The organism is Arthrobacter sp. MYb23, assembly GCF_002979775.1.
Classification (GTDB): Bacteria; Actinomycetota; Actinomycetes; order Actinomycetales; family Micrococcaceae; genus Arthrobacter.
The window spans coordinates 1-23,812 of record NZ_PCPR01000010.1 but is presented as its reverse complement, the minus strand read 5'-3'; the positions used below and the strand labels follow the sequence as shown (position 1 = coordinate 23,812).

The 23,812-nt window shown below is 63.0% G+C and carries 25 protein-coding genes; 3 read left to right on the top strand and 22 right to left on the bottom strand.

Translation table 11 applies throughout. From position 1 onward, the window contains the following. Positions 1-20: 20 nt before the first annotated feature. The 5 genes from purM to uraD all read right to left on the bottom strand — a co-directional run bounded on the left by purM (position 21) and on the right by uraD (position 4,203). The gene (purM, locus tag CQ020_RS12090; RefSeq protein ID WP_105692073.1) at positions 21-1,169 is read right to left on the bottom strand and encodes a phosphoribosylformylglycinamidine cyclo-ligase; all 1,149 of its coding nucleotides are present in this window, start codon (positions 1,167-1,169) and stop codon (positions 21-23) included. Further along, positions 1,166-2,797, bottom strand: coding sequence for an amidophosphoribosyltransferase (purF, locus tag CQ020_RS12085; RefSeq protein WP_105692072.1), 1,632 nt, complete (start codon positions 2,795-2,797; stop codon positions 1,166-1,168). Before purF ends, purM begins: the two co-directional genes overlap by 4 nt. 136 nt (positions 2,798-2,933) lie before the next feature. After that, positions 2,934-3,266, bottom strand: coding sequence for a hypothetical protein (locus CQ020_RS12080; protein ID WP_024818177.1), 333 nt, complete (start codon positions 3,264-3,266; stop codon positions 2,934-2,936). An 89-nt stretch (positions 3,267-3,355) separates the two neighbouring features. Then, positions 3,356-3,697 carry a hydroxyisourate hydrolase gene (gene uraH / locus CQ020_RS12075; protein WP_062068086.1) on the bottom strand — a complete coding sequence of 114 codons (342 nt, stop codon included), beginning with the start codon at positions 3,695-3,697 and terminating at the stop codon, positions 3,356-3,358. Continuing rightward, positions 3,694-4,203 carry a 2-oxo-4-hydroxy-4-carboxy-5-ureidoimidazoline decarboxylase gene (gene uraD, locus CQ020_RS12070; protein ID WP_024818175.1) on the bottom strand — a complete coding sequence of 170 codons (510 nt, stop codon included), beginning with the start codon at positions 4,201-4,203 and terminating at the stop codon, positions 3,694-3,696. Before uraD ends, uraH begins: the two co-directional genes overlap by 4 nt. Here uraD and CQ020_RS24480 point away from each other — a divergent pair. Then, positions 4,202-4,327 carry a hypothetical protein gene (locus tag CQ020_RS24480; protein ID WP_258141860.1) on the top strand — a complete coding sequence of 42 codons (126 nt, stop codon included), beginning with the start codon at positions 4,202-4,204 and terminating at the stop codon, positions 4,325-4,327. The two genes, uraD and CQ020_RS24480, sit on opposite strands and share 2 nt — an antisense overlap. A gap of 29 nt (positions 4,328-4,356) precedes the next feature. Here CQ020_RS24480 and CQ020_RS12065 read toward each other — a convergent pair whose 3' ends face one another. Both CQ020_RS12065 and CQ020_RS12060 read right to left on the bottom strand, forming a co-directional pair. After that, entirely contained in the window at positions 4,357-5,211 is an 855-nt protein-coding gene (locus CQ020_RS12065; protein WP_105692071.1) for a phosphatase PAP2 family protein, read from the bottom strand. A 78-nt stretch (positions 5,212-5,289) separates the two neighbouring features. Continuing rightward, positions 5,290-5,751, bottom strand: coding sequence for a helix-turn-helix domain-containing protein (locus CQ020_RS12060; RefSeq protein ID WP_105692070.1), 462 nt, complete (start codon positions 5,749-5,751; stop codon positions 5,290-5,292). A gap of 63 nt (positions 5,752-5,814) precedes the next feature. Here CQ020_RS12060 and CQ020_RS12055 point away from each other — a divergent pair, with 63 nt between their 5' ends. After that, positions 5,815-7,062 carry an MFS transporter gene (locus CQ020_RS12055; protein WP_105692158.1) on the top strand — a complete coding sequence of 416 codons (1,248 nt, stop codon included), beginning with the start codon at positions 5,815-5,817 and terminating at the stop codon, positions 7,060-7,062. A gap of 26 nt (positions 7,063-7,088) precedes the next feature. Continuing rightward, positions 7,089-8,183, top strand: coding sequence for an alanine--glyoxylate aminotransferase family protein (locus tag CQ020_RS12050; protein ID WP_105692069.1), 1,095 nt, complete (start codon positions 7,089-7,091; stop codon positions 8,181-8,183). Positions 8,184-9,065: 882 nt separating this feature from the next. Here CQ020_RS12050 and CQ020_RS12040 read toward each other — a convergent pair. The 15 genes from CQ020_RS12040 to CQ020_RS11965 form a co-directional block, all read right to left on the bottom strand. After that, positions 9,066-9,461: a hypothetical protein gene (locus CQ020_RS12040; RefSeq protein ID WP_105692067.1), complete on the bottom strand. Its 396-nt coding sequence runs from the start codon at positions 9,459-9,461 to the stop codon at positions 9,066-9,068. Between the two features lie 454 nt (positions 9,462-9,915). Then, positions 9,916-10,188, bottom strand: a complete 273-nt coding sequence (locus CQ020_RS12030; RefSeq protein ID WP_146116656.1) for a hypothetical protein — start codon at positions 10,186-10,188, stop codon at positions 9,916-9,918. A gap of 8 nt (positions 10,189-10,196) precedes the next feature. Continuing rightward, entirely contained in the window at positions 10,197-11,282 is a 1,086-nt protein-coding gene (locus CQ020_RS12025; RefSeq protein WP_105692064.1) for a C2 family cysteine protease, read from the bottom strand. Beyond that, positions 11,283-11,840: a hypothetical protein gene (locus tag CQ020_RS12020; RefSeq protein WP_105692063.1), complete on the bottom strand. Its 558-nt coding sequence runs from the start codon at positions 11,838-11,840 to the stop codon at positions 11,283-11,285. It abuts the gene before it with no gap. A gap of 167 nt (positions 11,841-12,007) precedes the next feature. Next, positions 12,008-12,427, bottom strand: a complete 420-nt coding sequence (locus CQ020_RS12015; protein WP_105692062.1) for an ATP-binding protein — start codon at positions 12,425-12,427, stop codon at positions 12,008-12,010. After that, positions 12,420-12,752, bottom strand: coding sequence for an STAS domain-containing protein (locus CQ020_RS12010; protein ID WP_105692061.1), 333 nt, complete (start codon positions 12,750-12,752; stop codon positions 12,420-12,422). Before CQ020_RS12010 ends, CQ020_RS12015 begins: the two co-directional genes overlap by 8 nt. Then, positions 12,742-14,718, bottom strand: a complete 1,977-nt coding sequence (locus tag CQ020_RS12005) for a glycosyltransferase family 2 protein (RefSeq protein WP_105692060.1) — start codon at positions 14,716-14,718, stop codon at positions 12,742-12,744. Before CQ020_RS12005 ends, CQ020_RS12010 begins: the two co-directional genes overlap by 11 nt. 21 nt (positions 14,719-14,739) lie before the next feature. Then, positions 14,740-15,861, bottom strand: a complete 1,122-nt coding sequence (locus CQ020_RS12000; protein WP_105692059.1) for a PP2C family protein-serine/threonine phosphatase — start codon at positions 15,859-15,861, stop codon at positions 14,740-14,742. A 178-nt stretch (positions 15,862-16,039) separates the two neighbouring features. Continuing rightward, the gene (gene bcp / locus CQ020_RS11995; RefSeq protein WP_105568092.1) at positions 16,040-16,507 is read right to left on the bottom strand and encodes a thioredoxin-dependent thiol peroxidase; all 468 of its coding nucleotides are present in this window, start codon (positions 16,505-16,507) and stop codon (positions 16,040-16,042) included. Between the two features lie 97 nt (positions 16,508-16,604). After that, positions 16,605-17,429 (bottom strand): winged helix-turn-helix domain-containing protein, encoded by an 825-nt coding sequence (locus CQ020_RS11990; RefSeq protein ID WP_105568091.1) that lies wholly within the window; start codon positions 17,427-17,429, stop codon positions 16,605-16,607. Between the two features lie 10 nt (positions 17,430-17,439). Then, positions 17,440-18,789, bottom strand: a complete 1,350-nt coding sequence (gene allB, locus CQ020_RS11985) for an allantoinase AllB (protein WP_026547015.1) — start codon at positions 18,787-18,789, stop codon at positions 17,440-17,442. Then, entirely contained in the window at positions 18,782-19,948 is a 1,167-nt protein-coding gene (locus CQ020_RS11980; RefSeq protein ID WP_105692058.1) for a glycerate kinase, read from the bottom strand. Before CQ020_RS11980 ends, allB begins: the two co-directional genes overlap by 8 nt. Positions 19,949-19,973: 25 nt before the next feature. Beyond that, a complete protein-coding gene (gcl, locus tag CQ020_RS11975) occupies positions 19,974-21,749 on the bottom strand; it encodes a glyoxylate carboligase (RefSeq protein ID WP_105692057.1) in 1,776 nt (591 codons plus the stop codon). Positions 21,750-21,874: 125 nt separating this feature from the next. Then, positions 21,875-22,810: a 2-hydroxy-3-oxopropionate reductase gene (locus CQ020_RS11970; protein ID WP_258141859.1), complete on the bottom strand. Its 936-nt coding sequence runs from the start codon at positions 22,808-22,810 to the stop codon at positions 21,875-21,877. A 71-nt stretch (positions 22,811-22,881) separates the two neighbouring features. Further along, positions 22,882-23,685, bottom strand: a complete 804-nt coding sequence (locus CQ020_RS11965; protein WP_105692055.1) for a hydroxypyruvate isomerase family protein — start codon at positions 23,683-23,685, stop codon at positions 22,882-22,884. Positions 23,686-23,812 lie beyond the last annotated feature (127 nt).

The window sequence follows — 23,812 nt, the reverse complement described above, 5'->3', positions numbered from 1 at the left end:
CCTATGAGGCGATAAACCGCTTAGGCGTAGGCGTTCACCAAGCGGACAGCGCCGCCGTCGACGCCCTTGGCGCCCTGGACGTAGTCCGGGCCGGTCTTGTCGATCGAGTCGCTGTCAGCAGATACGGTACCCATGACCCAGGACGGCAGGCCGCGGTCGTTGAGGCGGGCCACTGCGGCGTCGGCAGCTTCAGCGGAAACGATGGCAACCATGCCCACGCCGAGGTTCAGCGTGCGCTCCAGGTCGGCCAGCGGGACGTTGCCCAGCTCGGAGACCAGCTTGAAGATGGCCGGCAGTTCCCAGGTGTTGCGGTCAACCGTGGCCACCAGGCCCTGCGGGAGGACGCGTGCCAGGTTGGCTGCCAGGCCACCACCGGTGACGTGGCTGAAGCCGTGAACCGCGTTGGCCGAGTGCACCGGGAAGGTGCGGGCCAGGTCAAGGCAGTCGGCTGCGTAAACGCGGGTGGGCTCGAGGAGTTCTTCGCCCAGGGTGCGTCCGAGTTCGGAGACCTGGCGGTCCAGGGCCCAACCGGCGTGGTTGATCACGCGGCGGACCAAGGAGTAGCCATTGGAGTGCAGGCCAGAGGATGCCATGCCGATCACGACGTCGCCGGCGCGGACACGGTCCGGGCCGAGCAAGGCGTCGGCCTCGACGATGCCGGTAGCGGCACCTGCAACATCGTATTCGTGCTCACCCAGGAGGCCCGGGTGCTCAGCGGTTTCGCCACCCACCAGGGCGGTGCCGGCAACGGAGCAGGCAGCAGCGATACCGCGGACGATGTCAGCGATGCGCTCCGGGACAACCTTGCCGCAGGCGATGTAGTCGGTCATGTAGAGGGGCTCGGCACCCACCACCACGATGTCGTCCACCACCATGCCCACAAGGTCAAAACCAATGGTGTCGTGAATGTCCATGGCCTGCGCAATGGCAACCTTGGTACCAACACCGTCAGTGGACGTTGCCAGCAACGGCTTCTTGTAGGTGAGCAGCTGTGAGACGTCGTACAGGCCAGCGAAACCGCCGACGCCGCCAATCACCGACGAGTTGTGAGTCGCCTTAATGGCGCCCTTCATGAGTTCGACTGCGCGGTCTCCCGCTTCGACGTCGACACCCGCGGAGGCGTAGGTGATACCGGAGTTATTCTCAGCGGCGGATGGTGCGGAGCTCATACAGACTCTTTCTTGTCGGCGTCGGTCAAACGATCAGCGTCGGTAAGGAGGTTTTCGAATTCGGCGTCAGGTCCGGGATCGCACCCCGTGGCCCCCGGCTTGTCGGCAGGGTCCTCGGAATCATCCACAGACTCGGCCTGAGCGGCCGGTTCAAGGCCGCCGAGGTCGGTGCGCTCCAGCAGGTTCTTGCCCAACTTATCCGCGTGCGGCAGCTCGATGGGGTACTGGCCGGTGAAGCATGCGGTGCAGAGGCGTTCGCGCGGTTGCTGGGTGGCGCCGATCATGCCGTCTTCAGAGATGTAAGCCAGCGAGTCCGCACCGATTGCCGTGGAGATTTCCTCGATGGTGGCACCGTTGGCAATCAGTTCCGCGCGGGAGGCGAAGTCGATGCCGTAGAAGCAAGGCCACTGAACCGGGGGAGAGGAAATCTTGACGTGCACTGCGGCGGCACCGGCTTCGCGGAGCATCCGGACGATGGCACGCTGCGTGTTGCCGCGGACGATCGAGTCATCCACCACAACAATGCGCTTGCCACGGATCACAGATTCCAGGGCGTTGAGCTTGAGCCTGATACCCAGCTGGCGCAGGGTCTGCGAGGGCTGGATGAACGTGCGTCCCACGTAGGCGTTCTTGACGAAGCCATGGGCGAACGGGATGCCGGACTGCTCCGCATAGCCAACGGCCGCGGGTGTGCCGGACTCGGGAACGGGAATGACGAGGTCTGCCTCGTGCGTGTTTTCGCGGGCCAACTGGCGGCCCATCTCCACGCGGGCCTCGTACACGGAGCGGCCGGCAATGGCTGCGTCCGGGCGGGCGAGGTAGACATATTCGAAGACACAGCCGGCGGGGGTTGCCTCGGCGAAGCGCTGCGAACGGACGCCATCCTCGTCAATGGCGATGAACTCGCCCGGCTCGATTTCGCGAATGAAGCTCGCGCCAACGGTGGCCAAGCCAGCCTGTTCGGAAGCGACAACCCAGCCGCGCTCCAGACGGCCCAGACACAGCGGACGGATGCCGTACGTATCGCGGGCTGCGTAGAGGGTTCCTTCATCCATGAAGACGAAGCAGAAGCCACCCTTGATCTTGGGCAGCAGCTCCAGGGCGGTCTGCTCCAGAGTCTTGCCTTCTTCACCCTCAAGGAGAGCGGTCACCAGGGCGGTGTCCGAGGTGTTGCCCTGCTTCATCTCACCGGTCAGCTGGCCATCGTTGCGCTCAAGGATCATTTCCCGGAGTTCAGCGGTATTGGTCAGGTTGCCGTTGTGGGCCAAAGCGACCGTGCCGGTTGCTGTTGCACCCAGTGTTGGCTGCGCGTTGGCCCAGTGGCTTGCACCGGTGGTGGAATACCGGCAGTGGCCAACGGCCAAGTGCCCGGTAAGGGTGTTCAGGGTTGTCTCATCGAAGACCTGGGACACAAGGCCCATGTCCTTATAGACATTGATGCGCTTGCCGTCACTGGTAGCTATACCAGCCGATTCTTGTCCGCGGTGCTGCAGCGCATACAGCCCGTAATAGGTGAGTTTTGCTACTTCTTCACCGGGAGCCCAAACCCCAAAGACGCCACAAGCGTCCTGAGGGCCTTTTTCGCCGGGGAGAAGATCATGAGAAAGTTTTCCGTCGCCACGTGCCACTGGTCGATTGTCTCATGATGTAGGCGTGGTACGTTCCCCCGCAGGCTATGTGACCCCGTGAACTGGCGTGTTCCCGCGAAAATGCGGTGTGTCTCACATCTGCCGGGCCTCCGAAGAGGCGGGTCGGGCGCCCGACTTAGCGGACGTCGTCGTGCTCTGGTCCTTCGTCCGGAACCGAATCCGGAACGGGCTCAACCATGGCGCGCTGGGTGCGCTTGACGCTGATGCGGTCCAGGATCAGGGCGAGAATCGAGAAGAGTATGACGCCGCCGCCAGCGCAGACGATCAGGAAGAAGCCGAAAACGGTGCCGGCATCAAAGGCGGGATCGGCTTGGCGGCCGTAGGCGATGATTGCGGCCACGATTGCACCAACCACGGCTCCCAAAATCATGAAGGGTACAAACTTGGGTGCCCGGCGAACCGTGATCTCGCGGCGGGCGGAGTTGGGGGTGGTGTCCTCTGAAGCCATGCCTTCAAGCGTACCGTTCCGCGTTTGTGTACAGATAATGCCCCTAAGGAGTCACCTTAAGGGCATTATCTGTACACAAAGTCCTGGAGTTAGCTGCCGCGGTACGTGGAGAACGCGAACGGGCTCAGCAGCAGGGGCACGTGGTAGTGCTCGCCGGCGTCGGAAACTGTGAAGTTCAGGTCCACTTCCGGGAAGAACGTTTCGGTTCCGAGGCCCTCGTAGTAGGCGCCGGTGGCGAAATTCAGCCGGTAGGCGCCACCAGGAATGCGTTCCGGACCGAGCGTCTTGATGCGGCCGTCGGCGTCGGTCTCACCCTTCGCCACCAGCGTCCAGTCCTCGCCTTCGCGGACGTAAAGTACGACGGCGACACCCGCCGCCGGGCGGCCGGAACCGGTATCCAGGATGTGGGTTGTTACCTGTGAAACGCTCATGCGTTGACTCCTTCGCTGATCAGTCCGGAGAGGCGCAGCAGTGCGATCTCCCGCAGCTGGCCAGCCACGATCGTGTCTTCTTCTTCGGGGGTGTGGGTGATGCGTTCCTGCAGGGTACTGAGGATTTCCTCGGCGCTGCGACCGGCAGCGCGAATCAGGAAGACCCTGCCGAACTTTTCCTCGTATGCCCGGTTTCCCTCGGCGAGTGCGGCTGTTGTGTGGTTGTCGCCGGGGTCCACTCCTGCCTGCTCCGAACGCGACATGGCCGCCTCGGTGGTTTGGGCCTTGGGTCGTTCGCCGATCCGGGGGTGGTGCGCCATGGCGGACTCCACCTCTGCCGCAGTGAACGGCTCGGCGGCACGCTGGGCTTGCCCCAGCAGTTCGTCGACGCTGGCGTAGGGGCGCGCGTCCACGATGGTCTCAACCCAGCGGCTGATGTCCAGGCAAGGGGTGAGAGTCCTGATGGCCTCGTCCCGATCAACACTGTTGAATACTGCAAGCTCCATGCTTGTCATCCTCATGCAAAATGCTGGCATCCATGGTGTGGGCTATGCGGAACCCCTGCTGGTGCAGGAGGAAGCCCGTGCTTCAAGCTTCCGCATCATGGAACTGTTATTTCAGCATACGTAATTCAGTTAAGCCGAGTGAGCGGGCTGGTGTCAAGAGATTATCGCGCCGTGACGCCGTGTTCTCACCGTCAGGTACAGGCGATGCGCCGTGATGACCAGCGCCAGCCAGGCGATGCCGATGGCCCAGGCTGCCAGGACGTCCGTCAGCCAGTGGTGGCCCAGATAAACCCGGCTCAGGCCCATGGTGAAGGCGAATGCTGCCGCCACCACCACCGTGATGACCCTCGCCTTGGTGGTCTTGAGCCTGAGGATGATCAGGTAAGCGACGATTCCCGCGATCACTATCGAGTTGAGCGAATGGCCGCTGGGGAACGATGCCGAGTGTTCGTAGGGCGGAATGGCGTCGGCCATGTCCGGGCGGCTGCGGCCGAAAATCGGCTTGCCCAGGATGGTGATGATCAGGGATCCCAATCCGGCTGAGAGCATCAGGATCACAGGAGTCCATGACCTCCGCCGCGTGGCGAGGAAGATCATGATGCCCACGGCGATGATGGGCATTCCAACTGTGCCACCAATATTTGTGTACGCCGTGGTGGCCATGTCCAAGGCGGGGGAGCGCACTGACTTGGCTGCCGCCAGCACGGGATCGTCAAGCCCGGCAACGCCGTCCGCCTCTGTCACGGACTCGTAGACCTCGCCGAACACCAGGGCCAGCGATAAGGCGATGGCAAGTCCCACAACCAGAGTGATGATCAGGGCTGCGTACGGGCCGAGCAGGGAGGTGACTTTCTCAGCGCCTCCGGCCAGCACTCGGCCAACCGGCGATTTCCAGCGCGTCAGGTCCTGGCCGGCGACGAACCGGTCCTGGCTCACTTCGCCGGTGACGCCCTGCTCGGGCGTACCTTTTCCGGCAGTTTTACCTTCGGCTTTTCCTTCAGTCGTCACTCTCGTCCCCTATCCGTGGCGGCCTCAGTATTGGTGAGTAACCTTAGCAGTTTGGGCTTGGGGGATCCCTTGTTGGCTCTACGAAAGGGATTCGCCAACCTTGACCAGCTGTGTCTGTTCCGGCGCGAGCTCCGCACCGTTTTCGCGGAGCGGGCGCAGTTGGGGGACCGGCTTACCTGTCGCGGGGTCCACGAGGGTGGAGTGACCTTCGTTGGCGCTGAAGGCGTTGCGTTCGCCCCATTGCCGGAGGCTGAGGATCAGTGTGAAGAGCTCGCGCCCCGCGTTGGTGAGCTCGTATTCGCTCCGAGTGCCGCGGTCATTGGGGATTCTGATCAGGATCCCCCGGTCCACGAGGAGGCGAAGGCGGTCCGAGAGGATGTTCTTCGCCACTCCCAATGACCTCTCGAATTCCGAGAAGCGACGTTTCCCGTCCAGTGAGTCGCGAATGATTAGCAGAATCCATTTGTCGCCCACCAGATCGGCTGCCCTGGCCACGGGGCATTCGGGATCGGTCCACTCGACTCCGCTTGGTTGCAACATGAAACCATTCTGCCATAGGCTCAAATGGTTGCATATCGAAACCAAATTCCGGAGGCCCTCGCCATGAGCAATGACCACATCACCACATCCACTCATGGAATGAGCCGTGCCCTTCTGCTGCTGCTCGCCGTCGTAGCTGGGTTCATGGTGTCCAACATCTACTACGGGCAGCCTCTTCTGGAACGCATGGGGGCCGGCTTGGGTATCTCCGTGGCCAGCATCGGCTGGATTGTGGCGTCATCCCAAGCCGGATACCTCCTCGGACTGGTCCTCCTGGTGCCACTGGGAGACCTGGTGGACCGCCGGATTCTCATCAGCATCCAGGTGGCGGCCAGTGCCGTGGGTGCAGGTGCCGTGACCCTTGCCTCGTCCCAGGCAACCTTGCTGCTTGCTTTCGCAGTTCTGGGGTTGGCGTCATCCGTGGTGCAGACCATCGTGGCGTACACGGCCGCATCCAGTACCCCGGACCAAAGGGGCGGAAACATCGGTACCGTCACTGCCGGCGTCGTGAGTGGCCTTATCCTTGCGCGGACCGTGGCGGGTGGTATGACCGAGCTGTGGGGGTGGAGGTCGGTGTATGTTTTCGCTGCAGTGGCTGCCGTGATTTTGTCGCTGACGGTCCTCCGCGCCCTTCCCCGGGATCATGCCGTAAGAGGGCGGGCGAACTATTGGCGGGCCGTTTCGTCGGTGGCAATCCTGACGCGGCGCAACCCCGTCTTCCGGACTCGTGCCCTCATCACCATGTTGCTGTTCGCGTCCTTCGGGGTGCTGTGGAGCGGCATGTCGCTTCTGCTCAGCGGTCCCGCGTGGAACCTTCCGCCGGGAGTGATCGGGCTCTTCGGGCTGGCCGGCCTGGTGGGCATCTTGGCTGCGTCCAAGGCTGGTGCTGCGGCGGACCGTGGATGGGGACAACAGGTCACCGGCATAAGTTTGGCGGCGCTCCTGGGCTCATGGCTCGCTTTGTCCCTGGGAAACTGGTCGCTGCTCTGGTTCATCGCCGGCATCGTGGTGCTCGACGCCGCGGTGCAGGCCGTCCACGTGAGCAGTCAGACCATGATCGTGGCGGGCGCTGAGGAGTCGGCCAGCAGCATCATCGGCAGCTACATGGTGTTCTACTCGGTGGGAAGTGCCGTGGGAGCAGCGGCCGTTGCACCGGTCTTCGATGCCTGGGGCTGGACCGGTGCCAGCGTGCTGGGTGCAGTCTTCGCGCTCCTCGCCCTTGCCGTCTGGTGGATGGATCGGCGCCGGGGCCTCAACGAGCTTGCCGGGGCGCGTCTGGTTCGCTCCACACAGCCCGCTGGGGCAGAATGACCTCAACCAGCTGAAGGAGTTCGCACATGCAGCACATTCTGACGTCCAGGTTCCTGTTCGGTCCTGGCCCGAGCAATTGCTACCCCGAAGCCATGGCCGCCCTGGCCTACCCCGTGCTCGGCCACCTTGATCCTGTGTTCATCGAGCGGCTGGACCACACCTGCGAGGGCCTCCGGACTGTGTGGGGTACGTCCAACGCGCGGACACTTCCGTTGAGCGCCACCGGTTCAGGCGGCATGGAAGCGGCCTTCGTTAACACGGTGTCCGACGGCGACGTGGCAGTCATCGCTGTTAACGGACTCTTCGGCGTGCGAATGTGTGAGGTGGCCCGGCGCTGTGGAGCAACGGTGGTCCGGGTGGATCACGAATGGGGCCAGCCGGTAGACGCTGACCGGGTGCTCTCCGCGCATCCGAACCCCAAAGTCATCGCCGCCGTCCATGCAGAGACGTCGGTAGGCGTGCTCTCCGACATCGCGGCCCTCGGCGCAGGCAAGGGTGACGCGCTGTTGATAACCGACGCCGTCACCTCCATCGGCGGGCTGGAACTCCGGGCAGACGACTGGGGAATCGACGTCGGATACGCCGGAACACAGAAATGCCTGGGCGTACCGCCGGGACTTTCGCCCTTCACGGTGTCTGACCGCGCCTTTGAGCGTCGCATCAAAGACCCACGCTCCTGGTACCTCGATATCGGGTTGCTCGGCGGGTACGTCGGAGCGGCCAGTGGTGCCCGGACGTATCACCACACCGCGCCGGTCACCATGATCGCCGGCCTCGAAGCTGCCTTGGACCGCATCCTCGCCGAAGGGCTGGACGTTGTGCAGGCCCGGCACCGCGCAGCCGGCGCTGCGTTGCAGAACGGCCTGCAGGACATGGGACTGGAACTCTTCGCAGCCGAGGGCTCCCGACTGCCGAGCCTCACCACCGTCAAAGTGCCCGACGGCGTCAACTCGGCTGCCGTCCGCGCTTACCTTCTGGAGAACTTCAGTATGGAAATTGGCTCAGGTGTGGGGGAGTTCGCGGACACAGTGTGGCGCATCGGCATGATGGGCCCGAACGCCAACAGCGCCTCCGTGACCCTGGTGCTCGGCGCGCTGAAAGAGGCCATCGCCAAGGCCTGACCCTCTCTCACATCCCTCGTGCTTGAGTGGATCCCTCTCTCACGTCCCGCCGGCTTGGAGGCTATCCCCGGGGGGATAGGGGGAGCGCCTTGGCACCGAGATTCTTCAGTGATCCGGTTAATTCGTTGCTTCCCCTGATCTGTACAAGGCAGCTCAGCGTCTCCCCAGAATCTCTTGAGAGTACCTCGAGTTTTGCCTCGTAACGGCTGAAGGCATTTTGAGTGTAAGTGTCCGCGCGGGATCGGCAACTCCCTGATTCTGCCCCAGGGCCGGAGTACACGACTTCGGCCGTGTGAGCCTTATCGCAGCTGACATCTCGGTCCGAGAACTGATCCCAACATTGCCTGAGGGCAGCATGGTCCTGGTTGGAAAGGCCATTCTGGATAGTCGTGGCTAGCCCTGGCGGCAAAGTCACCACGCAGCCCACTCCATCAAGCGTTGTGGGAACAAGGTCAGGGCGCAGAGTGTCCTCGGGAATGTTACCTCCTGCAAACCGGGTAACGGCCTGCAGATCGCAGGGGCCCTCGGTGGAAATCAACTCTGCTGAGTGTGCCCTGTCGCACGAGGCCTTGTTCCAGGACTCGTCCAGGCAGAGCCCTTGAGCTGCGCTGGGCACAGAAGCCGGAGCATCCCGGCTGGTTCCGGAGGGCGGAGTGTCCCGGTTTTCCGCCACAACGCTCGCTGACGAGGAGCTTTGCGGGGTGATGTTGGCTCCGATTCCCCAGGACGGTCCGAAGAATTGCAGTACAAAAGTAGCAATGGCCACTATCAGCGCGCCAATGGTCGCTACGGCTGCGATGGTCCCCAAACTGACGCGCGACTCCTTTTTCTTGTTGCTGCTCGGGGAGCGCCCGGGTGGGGTGGGGATGTTCATTGCGGGTCTCAGTCGAGGGTGACGTCAGAAATTACAGCCGAGACTGACTTTGAATCCCGGTTGGGCGTTTCTTCCAGCGACAACTCGATCTTTAGCGCGTTGACATTTACTACCGGAACAGAGATTTCTTGAATGGTGTTGAAAGGGACCTTCCGGACATCCAACTGCTTGCCGTTTCCGACAACCCTGACCACGAGTACCTTGTCCGAAGATTTGGAATCATTGGCTTGGCCAACGTTAAAGGTTAATGTTGTGAAGTTATTGGCCAGCCGCAACTCAAGGGTGGGCCCGTCCCCATAGCCACTGATTGTGGTGGCCATACCGCTAACGCCGGATTTGTCAGCGACGTCATAGCGGTTCTCTGTCCAGTTGCTTTCAGGTTCGAAGAAGTTTGAAAGTGACAAGGTCGAGCCCGCTTTCTCCGTGGCAACGGGTCCGGACGAAGCAGTCGCACCAGATGAGCTGGTGGGAGTTGGCCGCGCAGAAGACGGGGTTTTGGACGGCGTTGGGCTAGGACTAACGGTGGAATCTGAAGAGTTCGTTGCGTCCGGGCTGGAAGATGTTGATTCGGCCTGGCTGGGCGCAGCAGGAGTGGCAGCCGGGGGTGCTGCACATGACGAGGCTGCGATCGCCGCGGCAACCACCAGTGCAGCTTTTAGGCCAAAAGTAATTTGTTTCAAAAGATCCCCGATTCTTCAAACGCACCACAAAATTATTTTGGTTCCGGCGAACTTGTCGCATTCCCCAAACTAATGCCATGATGCCACCCGCACGGGAAAACCTCCGTATTCTGCGAATTATGTCGCAGGTCGACGCACGGAACTGCCGCGCCAGCTGGTCCGCGCCGGCGGCCAGCGGTCAATCGGTGACGTGACCGGCGTCGTACGTCAGTGTGGCGGTGGCTGCCGTGCTGCCTTCGGCGGGCTGGATGGAGGTGACCGTCAGCAGGCCAGCACCCGGAAGGGTGATCGACTGGCCCTCGCGGAAGGCCTGCTTTCGCTGCTGCTCGGCGGTCCGGATCCAGAATTGGATGGCGGGAGCACCGTCGGCGATACCGATTTTGACCACGCCCACCTTGACGCCGTCGAAGGTGGGCTGCATGCCTTGCTTGACTGTTACGAGCTGTTCCACGGCCATCCTTACTTCACGTCCACGGAGTAGACAGAGTCAAAGTTTTCCTTGTACTCATCCTCGGTCAGTTCCAGCGTGCCGGACTTGAGGTCGTCGTCGCCTTCCATGTAACCGCCGGAGGGTCCCCACGGGTTGGCCAGGACGATGACTTTCTCGCCGTCGTCGTTGGTTTTCACATCAACCACAACGTACGCGTGGTTGGGCACGACGTCGGTGCGGTTGACTTCGTCGGACTCCCAGACCCAGTCGAAGTCGTCGTCTTTGACGTCTTCAGTTCCCACGGAGATGGCTTGGCCGTCCGAGAGTTTGTCCTCGATGTCATCAAAGTTCAGCTCGCCGTCCTTGTCAGCGGACTGCCCGGTCATCAGCTCCATGGCTTCGTTGCTGAAACCGCCGTCGATGTCGTCATAGGAGCCGCCGCGGTGCTCAGCTGCCGCGCGTTCGTAGATGGAAAGCCAGTTGGGTTCGCCGTCGGCGCCGCGGACTCCGCCGTCAACCGACTTGGCCTCCACAGTGACCTCCACGGGTTCGCCATCTTCGTAAAGAGTGACAACCCAGTGCGTTGGCGGGTCGCCCACGGGACGCATGTGCTCTTCCAAGAATTCGTCGAGTTTGCCTTCGCGCTCCAGCACCTGGGCCACCGAACCGATGCCGGCCAACAGCCAGCAGTCGCCAATCTGTCCCTGATTGATGTCGCTGGGGTCCCCGGCGTCGGGGTCGTCGCGGACATCGCCGGGCACATCGACGTCGGGCTTATCCGGATCCAGTGGCCCAGGGTCGCCGGGAGGGTTCGAGTCTCCCCGCCCGGAACGGTCAGAGCCGGAGGAACCTGAGCTGGATTTGTCCTGCTCGTCGGCATTGCGGATCAGCTCTTTGGCTTGGTTCTGCAGCTCGCTGGAGATCTTCTTCAGCATGGGACGGTGCTGGGAGTCCCACGAGGCGCGGAACATCACGGCGTCACGGCCATCCCACGGAGCGTTGTTGATGAGGTTGCCCAACTCCATGGACAGCGAGGTCATCCGTTCCGAATGCCGCGACATGGTCTTGGCGAGTGCCCGCAATTGGGCAATATCAGCTCCGTAGAATCCGGGCATTTATCTGTCCCCCTGAGGAATTTCGTTGGAATCGCACTTCTCGGACTGAACCGGAACAGTGACGCTGAGGTAGGCCGGGGATTTTGATTCGATGGTCACCGTGGCGCCCGCGGCATCCGTGCTGCGGGTGACCACCCATCCACCCGGCACGGGGTCGGTTCCGTCGAAGGCAGGGAAGCCGTGCTTTTCCAGCACTGGATCGGCTGCGGCGAAGACGTCCTCAAAGTTTTTGGAGGGCGCCACGATGTCTGCGCTGCTTTTCATGCTCCGTGGGGAGAGCAAGCATCTGCCGTCCTGAGCGCGGCTCAAGCGCGCCGGATCATCCACGGTCCAGGTGATGGCCGGCATCTTGGCTTCCAGGGCGGCAACAAGCTCGGTGGTGAGGGCGTTGTACTTGGCGGCGCTTTCGGCGACCTGGCCAGGCTCGGCAGTAATGGGCGGCGCTGTGCTGGGCTCCCGTTTGGGGTCGTCGGGGGTGTTGCTGCAGCCTGCAGCAACAGTCACCACGGCCAGGGCAGCGGCCAGCGCCCAAGCGTTACGGTGCATGCGGCGGTTCATGTGGTTCCCCAGTTTCATTAGGCGCCCGACGGCGGATCTCACCGAATGCTGTCACGCTCTGTTGCGCTTTGGCCATGGGCAGAACAACCCGTTGCACTTCACGTTCGGCTCAAGCGGGTGGGAGGTGACAGAGGGTTCGGTTCAAGCAGGTGGGAGGTGAGAGAGGGTCAGGTGTTGCGGGTGAGGATCCACGTGTTGGTGCCGTCCTGGCGTTCGAACGTCACGGTGGTCACCAAGGCCTCGATCAGCGCCAACCCACGACCGGACTCGGCATCCGAATCCGGCATTGAAGCCTGCATGTCGTTGGCGAACGGCTCGCGGGCGTTGTAAGCACTGACCCGCGCAATCAACCGGGTGGGGCGGACGCTGATGTCCACGTCGATTTCCACGGGCTTCTCTGCCACGGGAAGGGCGTGCTGGACGATGTTGGCGGCAGCCTCGATCACGGCCGTAGCGAAGGTCATCCGGTCCATGTCCGGCACAAAGGAGGCGTCGTCCCACAGGGCGTCCAGCTCGTTGTGGATAGCTTCGATTGCTTCCTCGTTGGACGGTCCGTGGAAGCCCCGGTGGGCTATTACCTCAGTCATCGCCGAACGCGGCTTCGGCGGTTGGGTAGGCCGTGAGTACCCTGTCCATGTTGGTCAGTTCCAGAACCATCTTGACCTGTGGCTGAACGCCTGCGATCCGGAGGTCCCCGCCTGCCTGACGTGCGGCTTTGAGGCAACCGATGAGTGCACCGAGCCCGGAGGAGTCCATGAAGTCGGTCTCTGCCAGGTTCACCACGACCCGGCTGGACCCACCCGCCACAACCTCATTCACTACTTCGCGCAGCTTGGGCGCGGCCACCATGTTCAGCCGGCCCACGCTCTTCACCTCCGCGTAGGAGTCGTTGACCTCATAGCTAAACTGCATTTGCATTCCTCTCCTCGGGGCGCTCCGGCCCAACAACTTCAGGCTCAAAACCCTTGTACAAAACTGCCTTGACCAGAACGCTCAGGACCACGAGGTCGAACGCAACCCATGCCACGTTCACCAGTGTGCCCAAAGGCTCGGACATTCCAGCCAGAAGCCGGATGAGACCAACAACCAACGCAACGGCAAGCAGCACCGCCACAATGATTTGGGGTCGGATCAGGCTCCAACTGGGTCCGCCGCTCTGCCGGGCCTTGGGGGTGACCGCAAACCCGAGGGGACGGCCGAACCAAACGTTCCGCGCCGCCGTCGTGCAGGCCTTGATCCAGGTGGGGAACAGCGCGAGGCTGTACTGCTGCCCGCGCCAGGTGGGTATCCCGTGGCCAGCCACCAGGAAGAGGAGTTGGTTCACCACCATGAACGGGATGAAACGGATGAAAAAGTCGAAGCTGATGCTGTTCACCGGGAGGATGCCCAGCGTCAGGTAGATGATGGGCGCAGCGAAATAGACCACGGCAGCGAAACCGCTCAGGTAGGTCCACATGGTGGAGAAGTACATGAGGCGCTGGCCCCAGGTGAGCCGACGCTGAACCAGCGGGTTCTCGCGGAGGAGGACCTGCATGGTGCCTTGGGCCCAGCGGAGGCGTTGGGTCAGCATGGTCTTGACGTCCTCAGGGGCCAGCCCGAGGGCGAGGATTTCGTGGTGGTACACGCTTTTCCACCCCAAGCCGTGCAGGCGCATGGCGGTGGCCATATCCTCCGTGACGGAGATGGTGGCCAGCGGCATGATCGGCTGGGCTTCGTCGGTGCGCTCCACGGAGATGGCGTCGAGGACGGCGTGAACCGATTCGAGCGCACCCAGCGGGGACCAGTCGCGACCGGACATGCGGTCGACGGCGTCACTCGCCACAGTGGTCACGCCCGACTCGCCGACGTGGGCGAGCTCCATGGCGGCGATCTCTTCGAGGTCCGATTGAAGGGCTGAGAAGTCGGCGGCCACGAGGGTGCGTACGGCGTCATCCACTTGGCGGCGGACGCGGTACGTGATTTCGCTGAGGGACGCGCCGGCTTCGAGTTCCTTTTGCGCGGATTCCGTGGCGGCCTCCACCTGGTTGAGCATCTGCTCCACCAACGGGTTCTCGGCCTCGGGTGAGCGCCGGGCCTTCTTGATGGCGGTGCGGGAGGCAGCGAGGGCGCGTCGGACGCTCTTCTCAGTGGCTTTGACGTAGCCCACCAAACCCAGTTGCATGAGGGCTTCCCGGCGGAGGATCGCGTTGGATCCGCAGAAGAAGGCGGCGTTCCAGCCGTCCTTGCCCTGCTGGATGGGGCCGTAGAACAGGGGGGCTTGGCTGCCCAGGGGATCGTCGGCGGGGACGTTGATGAAGTACTGCGGCGTCTGGACCAGCGCCACTTTGTCGTCGTTGAAGTAGCCCAGCGTCTTGTCCAGGATGTCAGGCTCGGGGATCTGATCGGCGTCGAGAATCAACAGGTACTCACCCGAGGTGACCATGAGGGCGTTGTTCAGGTTGCCCGCCTTGGCGTGCCGCGGCATGTCCGGCGTCCACTCCGCGCCTCGCGTCACGTAACCGATCCCGTTCGACTCGGCGAGTTCGCGCATCTCTGGCCGGTCGCCGTCGTCGAGGATCCAAGTGCTGTGCGGCCAAGTGATGTTCTTGGCGGCCAGGGCCGTGGTCATCACCAGATCCAGGGGCTCGTTGTACGTGGTGATGAAAACGTCCACGGTGGCATCGGCCGGGGCAGGGGGAGGAGGCTTGCGGAATTTGATGTTCCACACCGTCAGCCCGAAAAGCATGACGTCAATCAAGCTGTACGTCTCGGCGATCACCAACGGAACGGCGATCCACCATGCTTCCCAGTTCAGCGAGGCCATCCAGCGCCACGCCACATAATTGACGCCCAGAATGACCGTCAGCACAACGATCAGCCGAGTCCAGAAACGTGTCACAAAATCCCCCCTTTTTGCTGTTTACAGTGCTGCGTTTGGTTTTCGGCGAACGACGACGGCGGTCACGTCATCTTCAGCGGTTGATGCAGGCGCCAACTCGAGCAGGGCGGCGCAAACGTCGTCCGAGGTAGCCCCGTTGCGCGCCACCTTCTCCACGTTGCGTTGAAACTCTTCCAAGGAATTGTGGGCATCCAGCACGCCGTCGCTGACGATCACCAGGGAATCGCCGGGCTCAAGTTCCAGCTCGGAAGCAGGCCACTGTTGATCGTCCAGGATGCCAACTGGCGGGCCTGAGGAGACCAGCCTCCTCGCCGCCCCCTCAGCGGGAACATGCAGCGCAAGGCCATGACCGGCGTCGATGTAGCTCAGTGTCCCGGAGGCGCTGTCCAGCCTTGCATGGAACATGGTGACGAAGGATCCGGACTGGTCCAGGTCAGAGGTAATGGTGGCGCTGGCCGAGCCGAACGCGGCGTCGATTTCCGGGGTGTCCGCAACTGAACGCATCACGGCGCGGACCGTTGCTGCGATGAGTGCTGCGCCCATGCCCTTGCCCATGGCATCGGCGAAGGTCAGGTGCATGCCGTCGCGGGTCTGGTACCAGTCGTAGAAATCCCCGCCGACGCTGCGCGAAGGGCGGAAGGCGCCAGCGACGTCGTAACCGCTGAGGCGGACCGTTTCGCGCGGCAGGAGGCTCTGCTGCACCACCGCTGCGCGGGCGAGTTCGTCGCTCTGCCCGGTGTCCTCGGCAGGTGCTGCCGGCGTGCGGGCCGCGCGGCGGAACAGGGCGCGGATGCGGGCCTGGAGTTCCTTGGGGCTGAACGGTTTGTTGATGTAATCGTCCGCGCCAGTGTCCAGGCCGTTGAGCCTGTCGATCTCATCGGCCCGGGCCGTGAGCATGAGGATGTATGCGTCAGAGAATTCGCGGAGACGGCGGCAGACTTCCATGCCATCGATGTCCGGAAGGTTGATGTCCAGCGTCACTAATTCGGCGTTGGTTTTACGGACAGCCTCGACGCCGGAGTGACCGTCGGGCGCTTCGGTCACCACGAAGTCGAGCTGCTCGAGGACGAGAACAAGTAGTCCGCGGATGTCAGCGTCGTCTTCGACGACGACAGCGTGGCGTACGGGCGGGGGAGAGACCATGGCTCCATTAACTAATGCTGCTGGGTATTTGTCACGTTTAGTCACGACACATGAAACGCCCGCTCACAAATGTGGGCGGGCGTTACATATTTTGTGCAGTTATGTGAGAGAGGGATTCGCTCAAGCCCTAGGGAAGTGGAAGAGCGTTCGGCTCAAGCACGCGGGAGGTGAGAGAGGGTTAGACGCCCAGCTCTTCGCGCAGCGCCTGGACGTGGCCCTGAGCTGCAACCTGGTACTGGGTGAGCTTCACGGTGCCTTCGCCGTCGAGGACAACGGTGGAGCGGACCAGGCCTTCAACGATCTCGCCGTCAACCAGCTTCTCGCCCCATGCACCGTAGGAGAGGGCAACCTTGTGGTCTTCGTCGGAGAGCAGCGGGAAGGTCAGGGCGAACTCGCCCGTGAACTTGGACAGTGCCTCCGGGGCGTCCGGGGAGATCCCGATGACTTCGTAGCCCTTGCCCTGCAGGCTGGCGAGGTTGTCGCGGAAATCGCAAGCCTCGGTGGTGCAGCCGGGGGTGGCTGCCTTCGGGTAGAAGTACACAATGACGTTGCGTCCGCGGTAATCGGACAGCGAGACCTTGGTGCCGTCGGCGTCGAGAAGCGCGAAATCAGGTGCTTGCGTTCCGACGAGGAGTTTCTGGGTCATGGCGATCCTTTACGTTTCACCGGCAAACAGCCGGCCTTCATTTCAAACAACAGCGGTCATGCAAATTGCGGGGCGTTGATCTTTTACAACAGCGAACTTAGATGCTGTATTCCGCAGGTCCGCGCACTGTGGCATAGGGCCCTGGCACGAACTGGTAGCCGCCACCACGGACGGTGGCGACGGTGTGTCGGGCGGAGCCTAGCTTCCGCCGCACCCTTCCAACATAAACGTCGATCGAGCGAAATGCCGCGCCGGGGAGGTCAAATGACTCCAGAAAACGTTGCAATTCTTCACGACTGATGGCCCGGGAGCAGTTCACCACGAGGTAGCGGAGCAGCTTGTATTCCATGCCAGTAAAGGCAACCGGCTCGCCGTCCAGCAGCACTACTTCAGCGGCGAGGTCCACCGCAAGTTGGCTGCGGCGGCTCGCCAACGTTACGGGCTCGACGGCGGTGCTGCCGCCCGCTTCGGTGCGTCCCCCTCCGCCGGACATATCACCCTCGCGTGCGCTGGTGAATTGTCCGTTGGGGGAGGAATTTCCGTCAGCGAGGGCTTCGGAACGGGCCTCCGCGAGGGCATCGGCGAGCGTTACCGTTGCTGAATCCGGACGGTTGGTACCGGCGTCGGCGGCTTCCTGCGGAGTGCCGCCCCAGGAAGTGTCGCCGACGCCGGAGTGCTCTGCCCCGGTGGCGGGCCAGATGCGGACTTCCGCCTCCGGGGCAAGTTTCATGGCACGGGCCAGCACTAGGCGTGCCGCCCGTTCCCAAACTTCAGGATCGATCTCGTCGCCGTCGGCCGGGTTGACCCAAAGGGCCAGCCCGTGTGCGGCCATGCCGCGCGCGTTCACGCCAGGCCGCCGCGCGGAGGAGCCGCGGGCTGCGGGTCCTCGCGACGGTGGTGGCCCGTAGGCATTGACTGCCATGACGGTTGACCTAAACGTTGCCGCGGCGGAGCAGCTTGCCGCCGGGGTTCTGGCCGTCGATGGGGGTGCCGCGCAGGTAGGTTTTGCGGACGACGCCGGCCAGGGGACGGCCGTCGTACGGCGTGATCGGGTTCTTGTGCTTGAGCTTGGTGACGTCCACAACGAAGGCTTCGTCCGGGGCGAAGATGGAGAAGTCGGCGTCGTAGCCCAGGGCGAGCTGGCCCTTGTTGTGCAGGCGGGCAAGGGCAGCGGGCTTCTCGGCCATCCAGGAGACCACCTGTTCCAGCGGGATGCCGCGGTGGCGGGCTTCGGTCCAGATCAGGGACAGACCCAGCTGCAGGGACGAAACGCCGCCCCAAGCTACTGCGAAGTCGCCGTTCTCCAGGTCCTTCAGATCGAGTGTGGAGGGAGAGTGGTCCGAGACGATGCAGTCGATGGTGCCGTCCTGCAGGCCCTTCCAGAGGAGCTCGCGGTTGGAGGCCTCACGGATGGGCGGGCAGCACTTGTAAGCCGTGGCGCCGTCGGGGATTTCTTCGGCCATGAGCGTCAGGTAGTGCGGGCACGTCTCAACGGTGAGGTTTACGCCGTCGCGCTTTGCTGAGGCGATCATCGGCAGCGCGTCGGAGGAGGAGAGGTGCAAGATGTGGGCGCGGGCGCCGGTCCAGCGGGCGCGCTCGATGACCTCGGCGATTGCCTTGTTCTCGGCGCCGCGGGGGCGGGAGGCCAGGAAGGTCTCGTAGTGGTCGCCGCCGGGGTGCGGGGCGCGGTCAATGGCGTGGGAGTCCTCGGCGTGGACGATCATGAGGGAGTCGAAGGATTTGAGCTCAGCCATGTCCTCTTCCATCTCGTCCGCATCTAGGTGCGGGAACTCGTCCACGCCGGAGTGCAGGAGGAAGCACTTGAAGCCGAAAACGCCTTCGTCGTGCAGCGGGCGGAGGTCGCTCTTGTTGCCCGGGATGGCACCGCCCCAGAATCCGACGTCCACAAAAGCCTGGTCCTTGGCGACCACGCGCTTCTGCTCCAGGCCATCCACGCTGGTGGTGGGCGGGATGCTGTTCAGCGGCATGTCGATGATGGTGGTCACGCCACCGGCAGCTGCGGCGCGGGTGGCGGAGGCGAAGCCTTCCCACTCGGTGCGGCCGGGCTCGTTGACGTGGACGTGGGTGTCCACCAGGCCGGGGATGAGGGTTTCGTCGTCTGCGAGTTCAATGACCTCGTTGCCCGTCAGGCCGTTGCCCAGGGGTTCGATGGCGACGATGATGCCGTCGCGGATGCCAACTTCGCGGGCCGCGAGGCCGGCGGTGGTCAGGATGCGCTGGCCCCGGATAACGAGGTCATAGGCGCCGATTGCTTCAGACATTGAGGTACTCCTTGTTTTCGGTCCGTTCCGCCAGGTACACGCCTATGTGCTTACCTAATTGTTCAAGCAACGGACCTGCTTCAGCGATACATTTTTGGACATCTTTTTCCAGATCGGTCAGTGCGTGGACCGTGTGGAAGCCGGCGTCCGTGAGTTGTTCACGGCTCAGGGTACTCCGGCCGCACACTGCGATCACGGGAACCCCGTTCCTCTGCGCTGCACGGGAGACGCCCATGGGGGTCTTTCCGAGCAGGCTTTGCTCGTCCAGGCTGCCCTCTCCGGTGATCACCAGATCGGCGCCCTTCAGGCGTTCTTCCAGCTCAGTGAATTCAAGCACGACGTCGATGCCGGGCCGCCGCTCTGCCTTCAGTGCCGCGATGGCAATGTAGCCAACGCCGCCTGCCGCTCCAGCACCTTCTGCCTTGGCTGCGTACTTGGCATGTTGCCCGGTCGTGGCTGCGAGGACGTCGACGAAGTGGCTTGCTGCTTTGTCGAGCTCGGCGACGTCGTCCGGCGTCGCGCCCTTCTGCGGACCGAAGATGGCTGGAGCTCCGCTGGCCCCCAAAAGGGGATTGTCGACGTCGGACGCCAACACGAACTCGGTAGCCTCAACGCGGACGTCGAAGTTGGAGAAGTCGATGCTGTTCAGCTGAGCCAAGGCGGCACCGCCGCCGGGAAGCTCGTTGCCGTTCTCGTCCAGGAAGACGGCGCCGAGGCCCTGGAGGACTCCTGCGCCGGCGTCGGTGTTGGCGCTGCCGCCCACGCCCAGGATGATCTTGCGGCAGCCGAGGTCCAGCGCGGCGCGGATGAGTTCGCCCGTTCCGATGCTGGTTGCGGTTTTGGCCGTCTGGGACGTGGGGCCGTCCGGGAGGAGGGCGAGACCGGAAGCTGCCGCCATTTCGATGACAGCTTCCTGGTCCCGCACTGCAAAGTCGGCCTTCACCGGCTCGCCGAGCGGGCCGGTGACGGTGGTGGTCCGGCGGGTGAAGCCGGAGCCGATGGCGGCGTCGATGGTTCCTTCGCCGCCGTCGGCCACCGGAATGCGTGTTGCTTGAATACCGTGGCCGAACCCCGCCAGCAGTCCTGTTGCCAGGTGCTCGGCGACGTCGGGCGCGGACAGCGAGCCCTTGAATTTGTCCGGGGCGATGACAACACGCATTCCGGTGCCTCCTTCCTTTACTTACTTACGCTTTGGTCAGGATCGCGGTGGGTGCGTCCGCCGCGGTTTCTGCCAACTCTTCGAACTCGTTCACGCCGCTGATTTCAACGCCCATGGAGATGTTGGTGATCTTTTCCAGGATCACTTCAACAACCACGGGAACCTTGAACTCGCCCATCAGTGCCTTGGCCTTGTCGAAAGCGGCAGGCAGATCGTTGGGGTCCTCAACGCGGATGGCCTTGACGCCCAGACCTTCGGCAACCTTGATGTGGTCCACGCCGTAGCCGTTGGTCTCCGGGCTGTTGATGTTCTCGAAGGCCAGGGAAACGTTCTGTTCCATGTTGAAGCCGCGCTGGCTCTGACGGATCAGGCCCAGGTAGCTGTTGTTCACCACAACGTGGATGTACGGCAGGTTGAACTGTGCGCCAACGGCCAGTTCTTCGATCATGAACTGGAAGTCGTAGTCACCGGACAGGGCAACAACAGTGGCGTCCGGGGTTCCACGGACCACGCCCAGTGCGGCGGGACCGGTCCAACCCAGCGGGCCGGCCTGGCCTGCGTTGATCCACTTGCGGGCACCGAACACGTGCAGCATCTGTGCACCGGCGATCTGCGAGAGACCAATGGTGGACACGTAGGTGGTGTCGCGGCCGAAGGCCTTGTTCATCTCCTGGTACACGCGCTGCGGCTTGATGGGCACGTTGTCGAAGTTGGTCTTGCGGTGCAGGGAGCCCTTACGCTCCTGGCACTCGGCAACCCAACCCGAGTAGTCCGGCAGGGTCTTTGCTGCCTGGCGTTCGCGAGCCAGCTCCAACAGACCGTCCAGCGCCGCACCGGCGTCGGACGCAATGCCCAGGTCCGGCGAGAAAACGCGACCGATCTGCGTCGGCTCAATGTCGATGTGAACGAACTTGCGGCCGGCCGTGTAGGTGTCCAGGCCGCCGGTGTGGCGGTTGGCCCAACGGTTGCCGATGCCGATAACGAAGTCGCTCTGCAGGAACGTCTCGTTGCCGTAGCGGTGCGAGGTCTGCAGGCCAACCATGCCGGCCATCAACTGGTGGTCGTCCGGGATGGCGCCCCAACCCATCAGCGTGGGGATAACAGGAACGTTCAGGATCTCAGCCAGCTCAACCAGCTGGGCCGAAGCGCCGGCGTTGATGATGCCGCCACCGGCAACGATCAGCGGGTGCTGGGCTGCGGTCAGCAGGTCCAAAGCCTTTTCCAGCTGCTTGCGGGAAGCCTTGGGCTTCTCCACCGGCAGGGGCTCGTAGGCGTCGATGTCGAACTCGATCTCGGCCATTTGAACGTCGATGGGCAGGTCCAGCAAGACCGGGCCCGGGCGACCCGAACGCATCAGCTGGAACGCCTTCTGGAACGCGCCGGGAACCTGGCCCGGCTCCAGGATGGTCATGGCGAACTTGGTCAACGGCTTGGCGATGGACTCGATGTCCACTGCCTGGAAGTCTTCCTTGTGCAGCTTGGCAACGGGTGCCTGGCCGGTGATGCAGAGCATGGGGATGGAATCCGCCCATGCTGCGTACAGGCCGGTGATCATGTCCGTGCCAGCAGGGCCCGACGTGCCGACGCAGATGCCGATGTTGCCATCAGCTGCGCGGCTGTAACCGTCAGCCATGTGGCTGGCGCCTTCAACGTGGCGGGCCAGCGTGTGGCGGATGCCGCCGTGGGCACGCATTGCTGAATAGAAGGGGTTGATCGCTGCGCCGGGCAGACCGAAAGCTTCGGTTGCGCCTTCCTTTTCCAGGATGGCTACGGCCGCATCAACGGTGCGCATCTTTGCCATGGTGTACTCCTTGTTTTTTGCCCTTTCGGGCGAAGTCTGTGGTGTTTTTGGGTGTGGTGAGGGAGCCGCCGTCGTTTAAGTACGACGGCGGGTTCCCTGCTTTGTGTTGCTAGGTGCCTTTGGGCTTACTTACGGCCGCTGAGCTGGAGGACCTGCTTGAAGAGGCCCGAGTGGTCGAGGCCGCCGTCGCCCTGGTTGACGGTTGCGGCGACGAGCTGGGCGACGACTGCGCCGAGCGGGACAGCGACGTTGGCTTCGCGGGCTGCGGAGGTGACGATGCCGAGGTCCTTGTGGTGGAGGGCCAGGCGGAAGCCGGGGTCGAAGTTGCGGTCGAGCATCTTCTGACCCTTCTGCTCGAGGACCTTGGAGCCGGCCAAGCCGCCGCCCAGGACCTTCAGTGCTGCGTCGGTGTCTACGCCGTAGGCCTCAAGGAAGGCGATGGCCTCGCCGAGGACCTGGATGTTGACGGCCACGATCAGCTGGTTTGCAGCCTTGACGGTCTGGCCTGAGCCGGACGGGCCGACGTGGACGATGGTTTTGCCTACTGCGTTGAGGACATCCTGTGCTGCCTCGAAGTCAGCAGCTTCGCCGCCGACCATGATGGACAGGACGGCGTCGATTGCGCCCTGTTCGCCACCTGATACCGGTGCATCGAGCGGGCGGATGCCGGCTGCTACTGCGTCATCTGAGAGGCGCTTGGCGACGTCCGGGCGGATGCTGGATGCATCGATCCAGATGGTGCCCTTCTTCGCGTTGGCGAAGACGCCGTCCTTGCCGCTGACAACACCCTCAACATCGGGGGAGTCCGGGACCATGGTGATGACGACGTCGGCGTCCTTGACTGCGTCCGCGATGCTGGTGGCACCCTGGCCGCCCTCGGAGACGAGCTTGTCGATCTTGTCCTGGCTGCGGTTGAAACCGGTGACCGTGTGGCCGGCCTTGACGAGGTTGATGGCCATGGGGAGGCCCATGATTCCGAGGCCGATGACTGCAACGTTGCTCATTGTGGTTCTCTTTCTGGGGGAGTCTGTGTGTGTTTTAACCCGGGTGTGCTTACCCAACTAGGTCGCATTAGTGCGCGTTTTGAGCGTTCTAAACGCGCACTGCTGCTACTTAGTTGGGCGCACGGTGCTTAGTTGGCGTTGGCGCGCTGGCGGATGGCCCAGCTGAAAGCCGATTCCTGCGGTTCCTTGTACTCGAGGCCGATGTAGCCGTCGTAGCCGAGTTCGCGGCTGCGGGCGATCCATTCGCCGAGGGGGAGCGTGCCGGTTCCGGGAGCGCCGCGGCCGGGGTTGTCGGCGATCTGGATGTGGCCGAAGTCCTTGGCGTGGTTCTCGATGACGGATTCGACGTCGTCGCCGTTGACTGCCAGGTGGTAGAAGTCGGCGAGGAGCTTGATGTTCTGTGCGCCGGATTCTGCCTTGACGCGGGCGATGACCTTGAGTGCGTCTTCGGCGGTGAGGAGCGGGTACTTGGGTGCGCCGCTGACCGGCTCGAGGAGAACGGTGCCGCCGATGCGGGCGACGCCTTCAGCTGCTGCGGCGAGGTTCTTTGCCGCGAGTTCGTCCTGCTCTTCAGGGGTGAACTCGTCCTGGCGGTTGCCGTAGAGGGCGTTGAAGGCCTTGCAGCCCAGGCGCTCACCGATGCCGGCTACGACGTCGATGTTGTCCTTGAACTCGGAGCAACGTCCCTTCCAGGAAACCAGGCCGCGATCGCCACCGGGCATGTTACCGGCGTTGAAGTTCAGGCCCGTGAGCTGAACGCCGGCGTCCTTGATGGCGGTTTCAAACTCTGTTGTCTCTTTGTCGGTGGGAACCGAAGTGGCGAAGGGCCACCAGAACTCGACGGCGTCAAAACCGGCTGCCTTCGCGGCGGCGGGGCGCTCGAGCAAGGGCAGTTCAGTCAGGAGGATGGAGCAGTTCACTGTGTACGTCATCGTAGGTCCTTCCGAGGAGGGGCTTTGATCTATCTTCCGGTTTGCTTGACTGCTGCCTTCGTGCTTGGCCTTAGTTTCCGCTTTGTGGAATTTAGATTCTGCTTTATGAAAAGTTTAGGGAAGGTGT

Bases quoted from the DNA above. Each gene is read 5' to 3' on its own strand.
- gcl (WP_105692057.1), bottom strand. From the start codon at position 21,749: ATGGCAAAGATGCGCACCGTTGATGCGGCCGTAGCCATCCTGGAAAAG.
- allB (WP_026547015.1), bottom strand. From the start codon at position 18,789: ATGTCTGAAGCAATCGGCGCCTATGACCTCGTTATCCGGGGCCAGCGC.
- CQ020_RS12060 (WP_105692070.1), bottom strand. From the start codon at position 5,751: ATGTTGCAACCAAGCGGAGTCGAGTGGACCGATCCCGAATGCCCCGTG.
- CQ020_RS12050 (WP_105692069.1), top strand. From the start codon at position 7,089: ATGCAGCACATTCTGACGTCCAGGTTCCTGTTCGGTCCTGGCCCGAGC.
- purM (WP_105692073.1), bottom strand. From the start codon at position 1,169: ATGAGCTCCGCACCATCCGCCGCTGAGAATAACTCCGGTATCACCTAC.
- uraH (WP_062068086.1), bottom strand. From the start codon at position 3,697: ATGAGCGTTTCACAGGTAACAACCCACATCCTGGATACCGGTTCCGGC.
- CQ020_RS11980 (WP_105692058.1), bottom strand. From the start codon at position 19,948: ATGCGTGTTGTCATCGCCCCGGACAAATTCAAGGGCTCGCTGTCCGCG.
- CQ020_RS12015 (WP_105692062.1), bottom strand. From the start codon at position 12,427: ATGACTGAGGTAATAGCCCACCGGGGCTTCCACGGACCGTCCAACGAG.
- CQ020_RS12020 (WP_105692063.1), bottom strand. From the start codon at position 11,840: ATGAACCGCCGCATGCACCGTAACGCTTGGGCGCTGGCCGCTGCCCTG.
- bcp (WP_105568092.1), bottom strand. From the start codon at position 16,507: ATGACCCAGAAACTCCTCGTCGGAACGCAAGCACCTGATTTCGCGCTT.
- CQ020_RS12010 (WP_105692061.1), bottom strand. From the start codon at position 12,752: ATGCAGTTTAGCTATGAGGTCAACGACTCCTACGCGGAGGTGAAGAGC.
- uraD (WP_024818175.1), bottom strand. From the start codon at position 4,203: ATGGAGCTTGCAGTATTCAACAGTGTTGATCGGGACGAGGCCATCAGG.
- CQ020_RS12055 (WP_105692158.1), top strand. From the start codon at position 5,815: ATGAGCAATGACCACATCACCACATCCACTCATGGAATGAGCCGTGCC.
- CQ020_RS11990 (WP_105568091.1), bottom strand. From the start codon at position 17,429: ATGGCAGTCAATGCCTACGGGCCACCACCGTCGCGAGGACCCGCAGCC.
- CQ020_RS12025 (WP_105692064.1), bottom strand. From the start codon at position 11,282: ATGCCCGGATTCTACGGAGCTGATATTGCCCAATTGCGGGCACTCGCC.
- CQ020_RS24480 (WP_258141860.1), top strand. From the start codon at position 4,202: ATGCTTGTCATCCTCATGCAAAATGCTGGCATCCATGGTGTGGGCTAT.
- CQ020_RS12080 (WP_024818177.1), bottom strand. From the start codon at position 3,266: ATGGCTTCAGAGGACACCACCCCCAACTCCGCCCGCCGCGAGATCACG.
- CQ020_RS12000 (WP_105692059.1), bottom strand. From the start codon at position 15,861: ATGGTCTCTCCCCCGCCCGTACGCCACGCTGTCGTCGTCGAAGACGAC.
- CQ020_RS11965 (WP_105692055.1), bottom strand. From the start codon at position 23,685: ATGACGTACACAGTGAACTGCTCCATCCTCCTGACTGAACTGCCCTTG.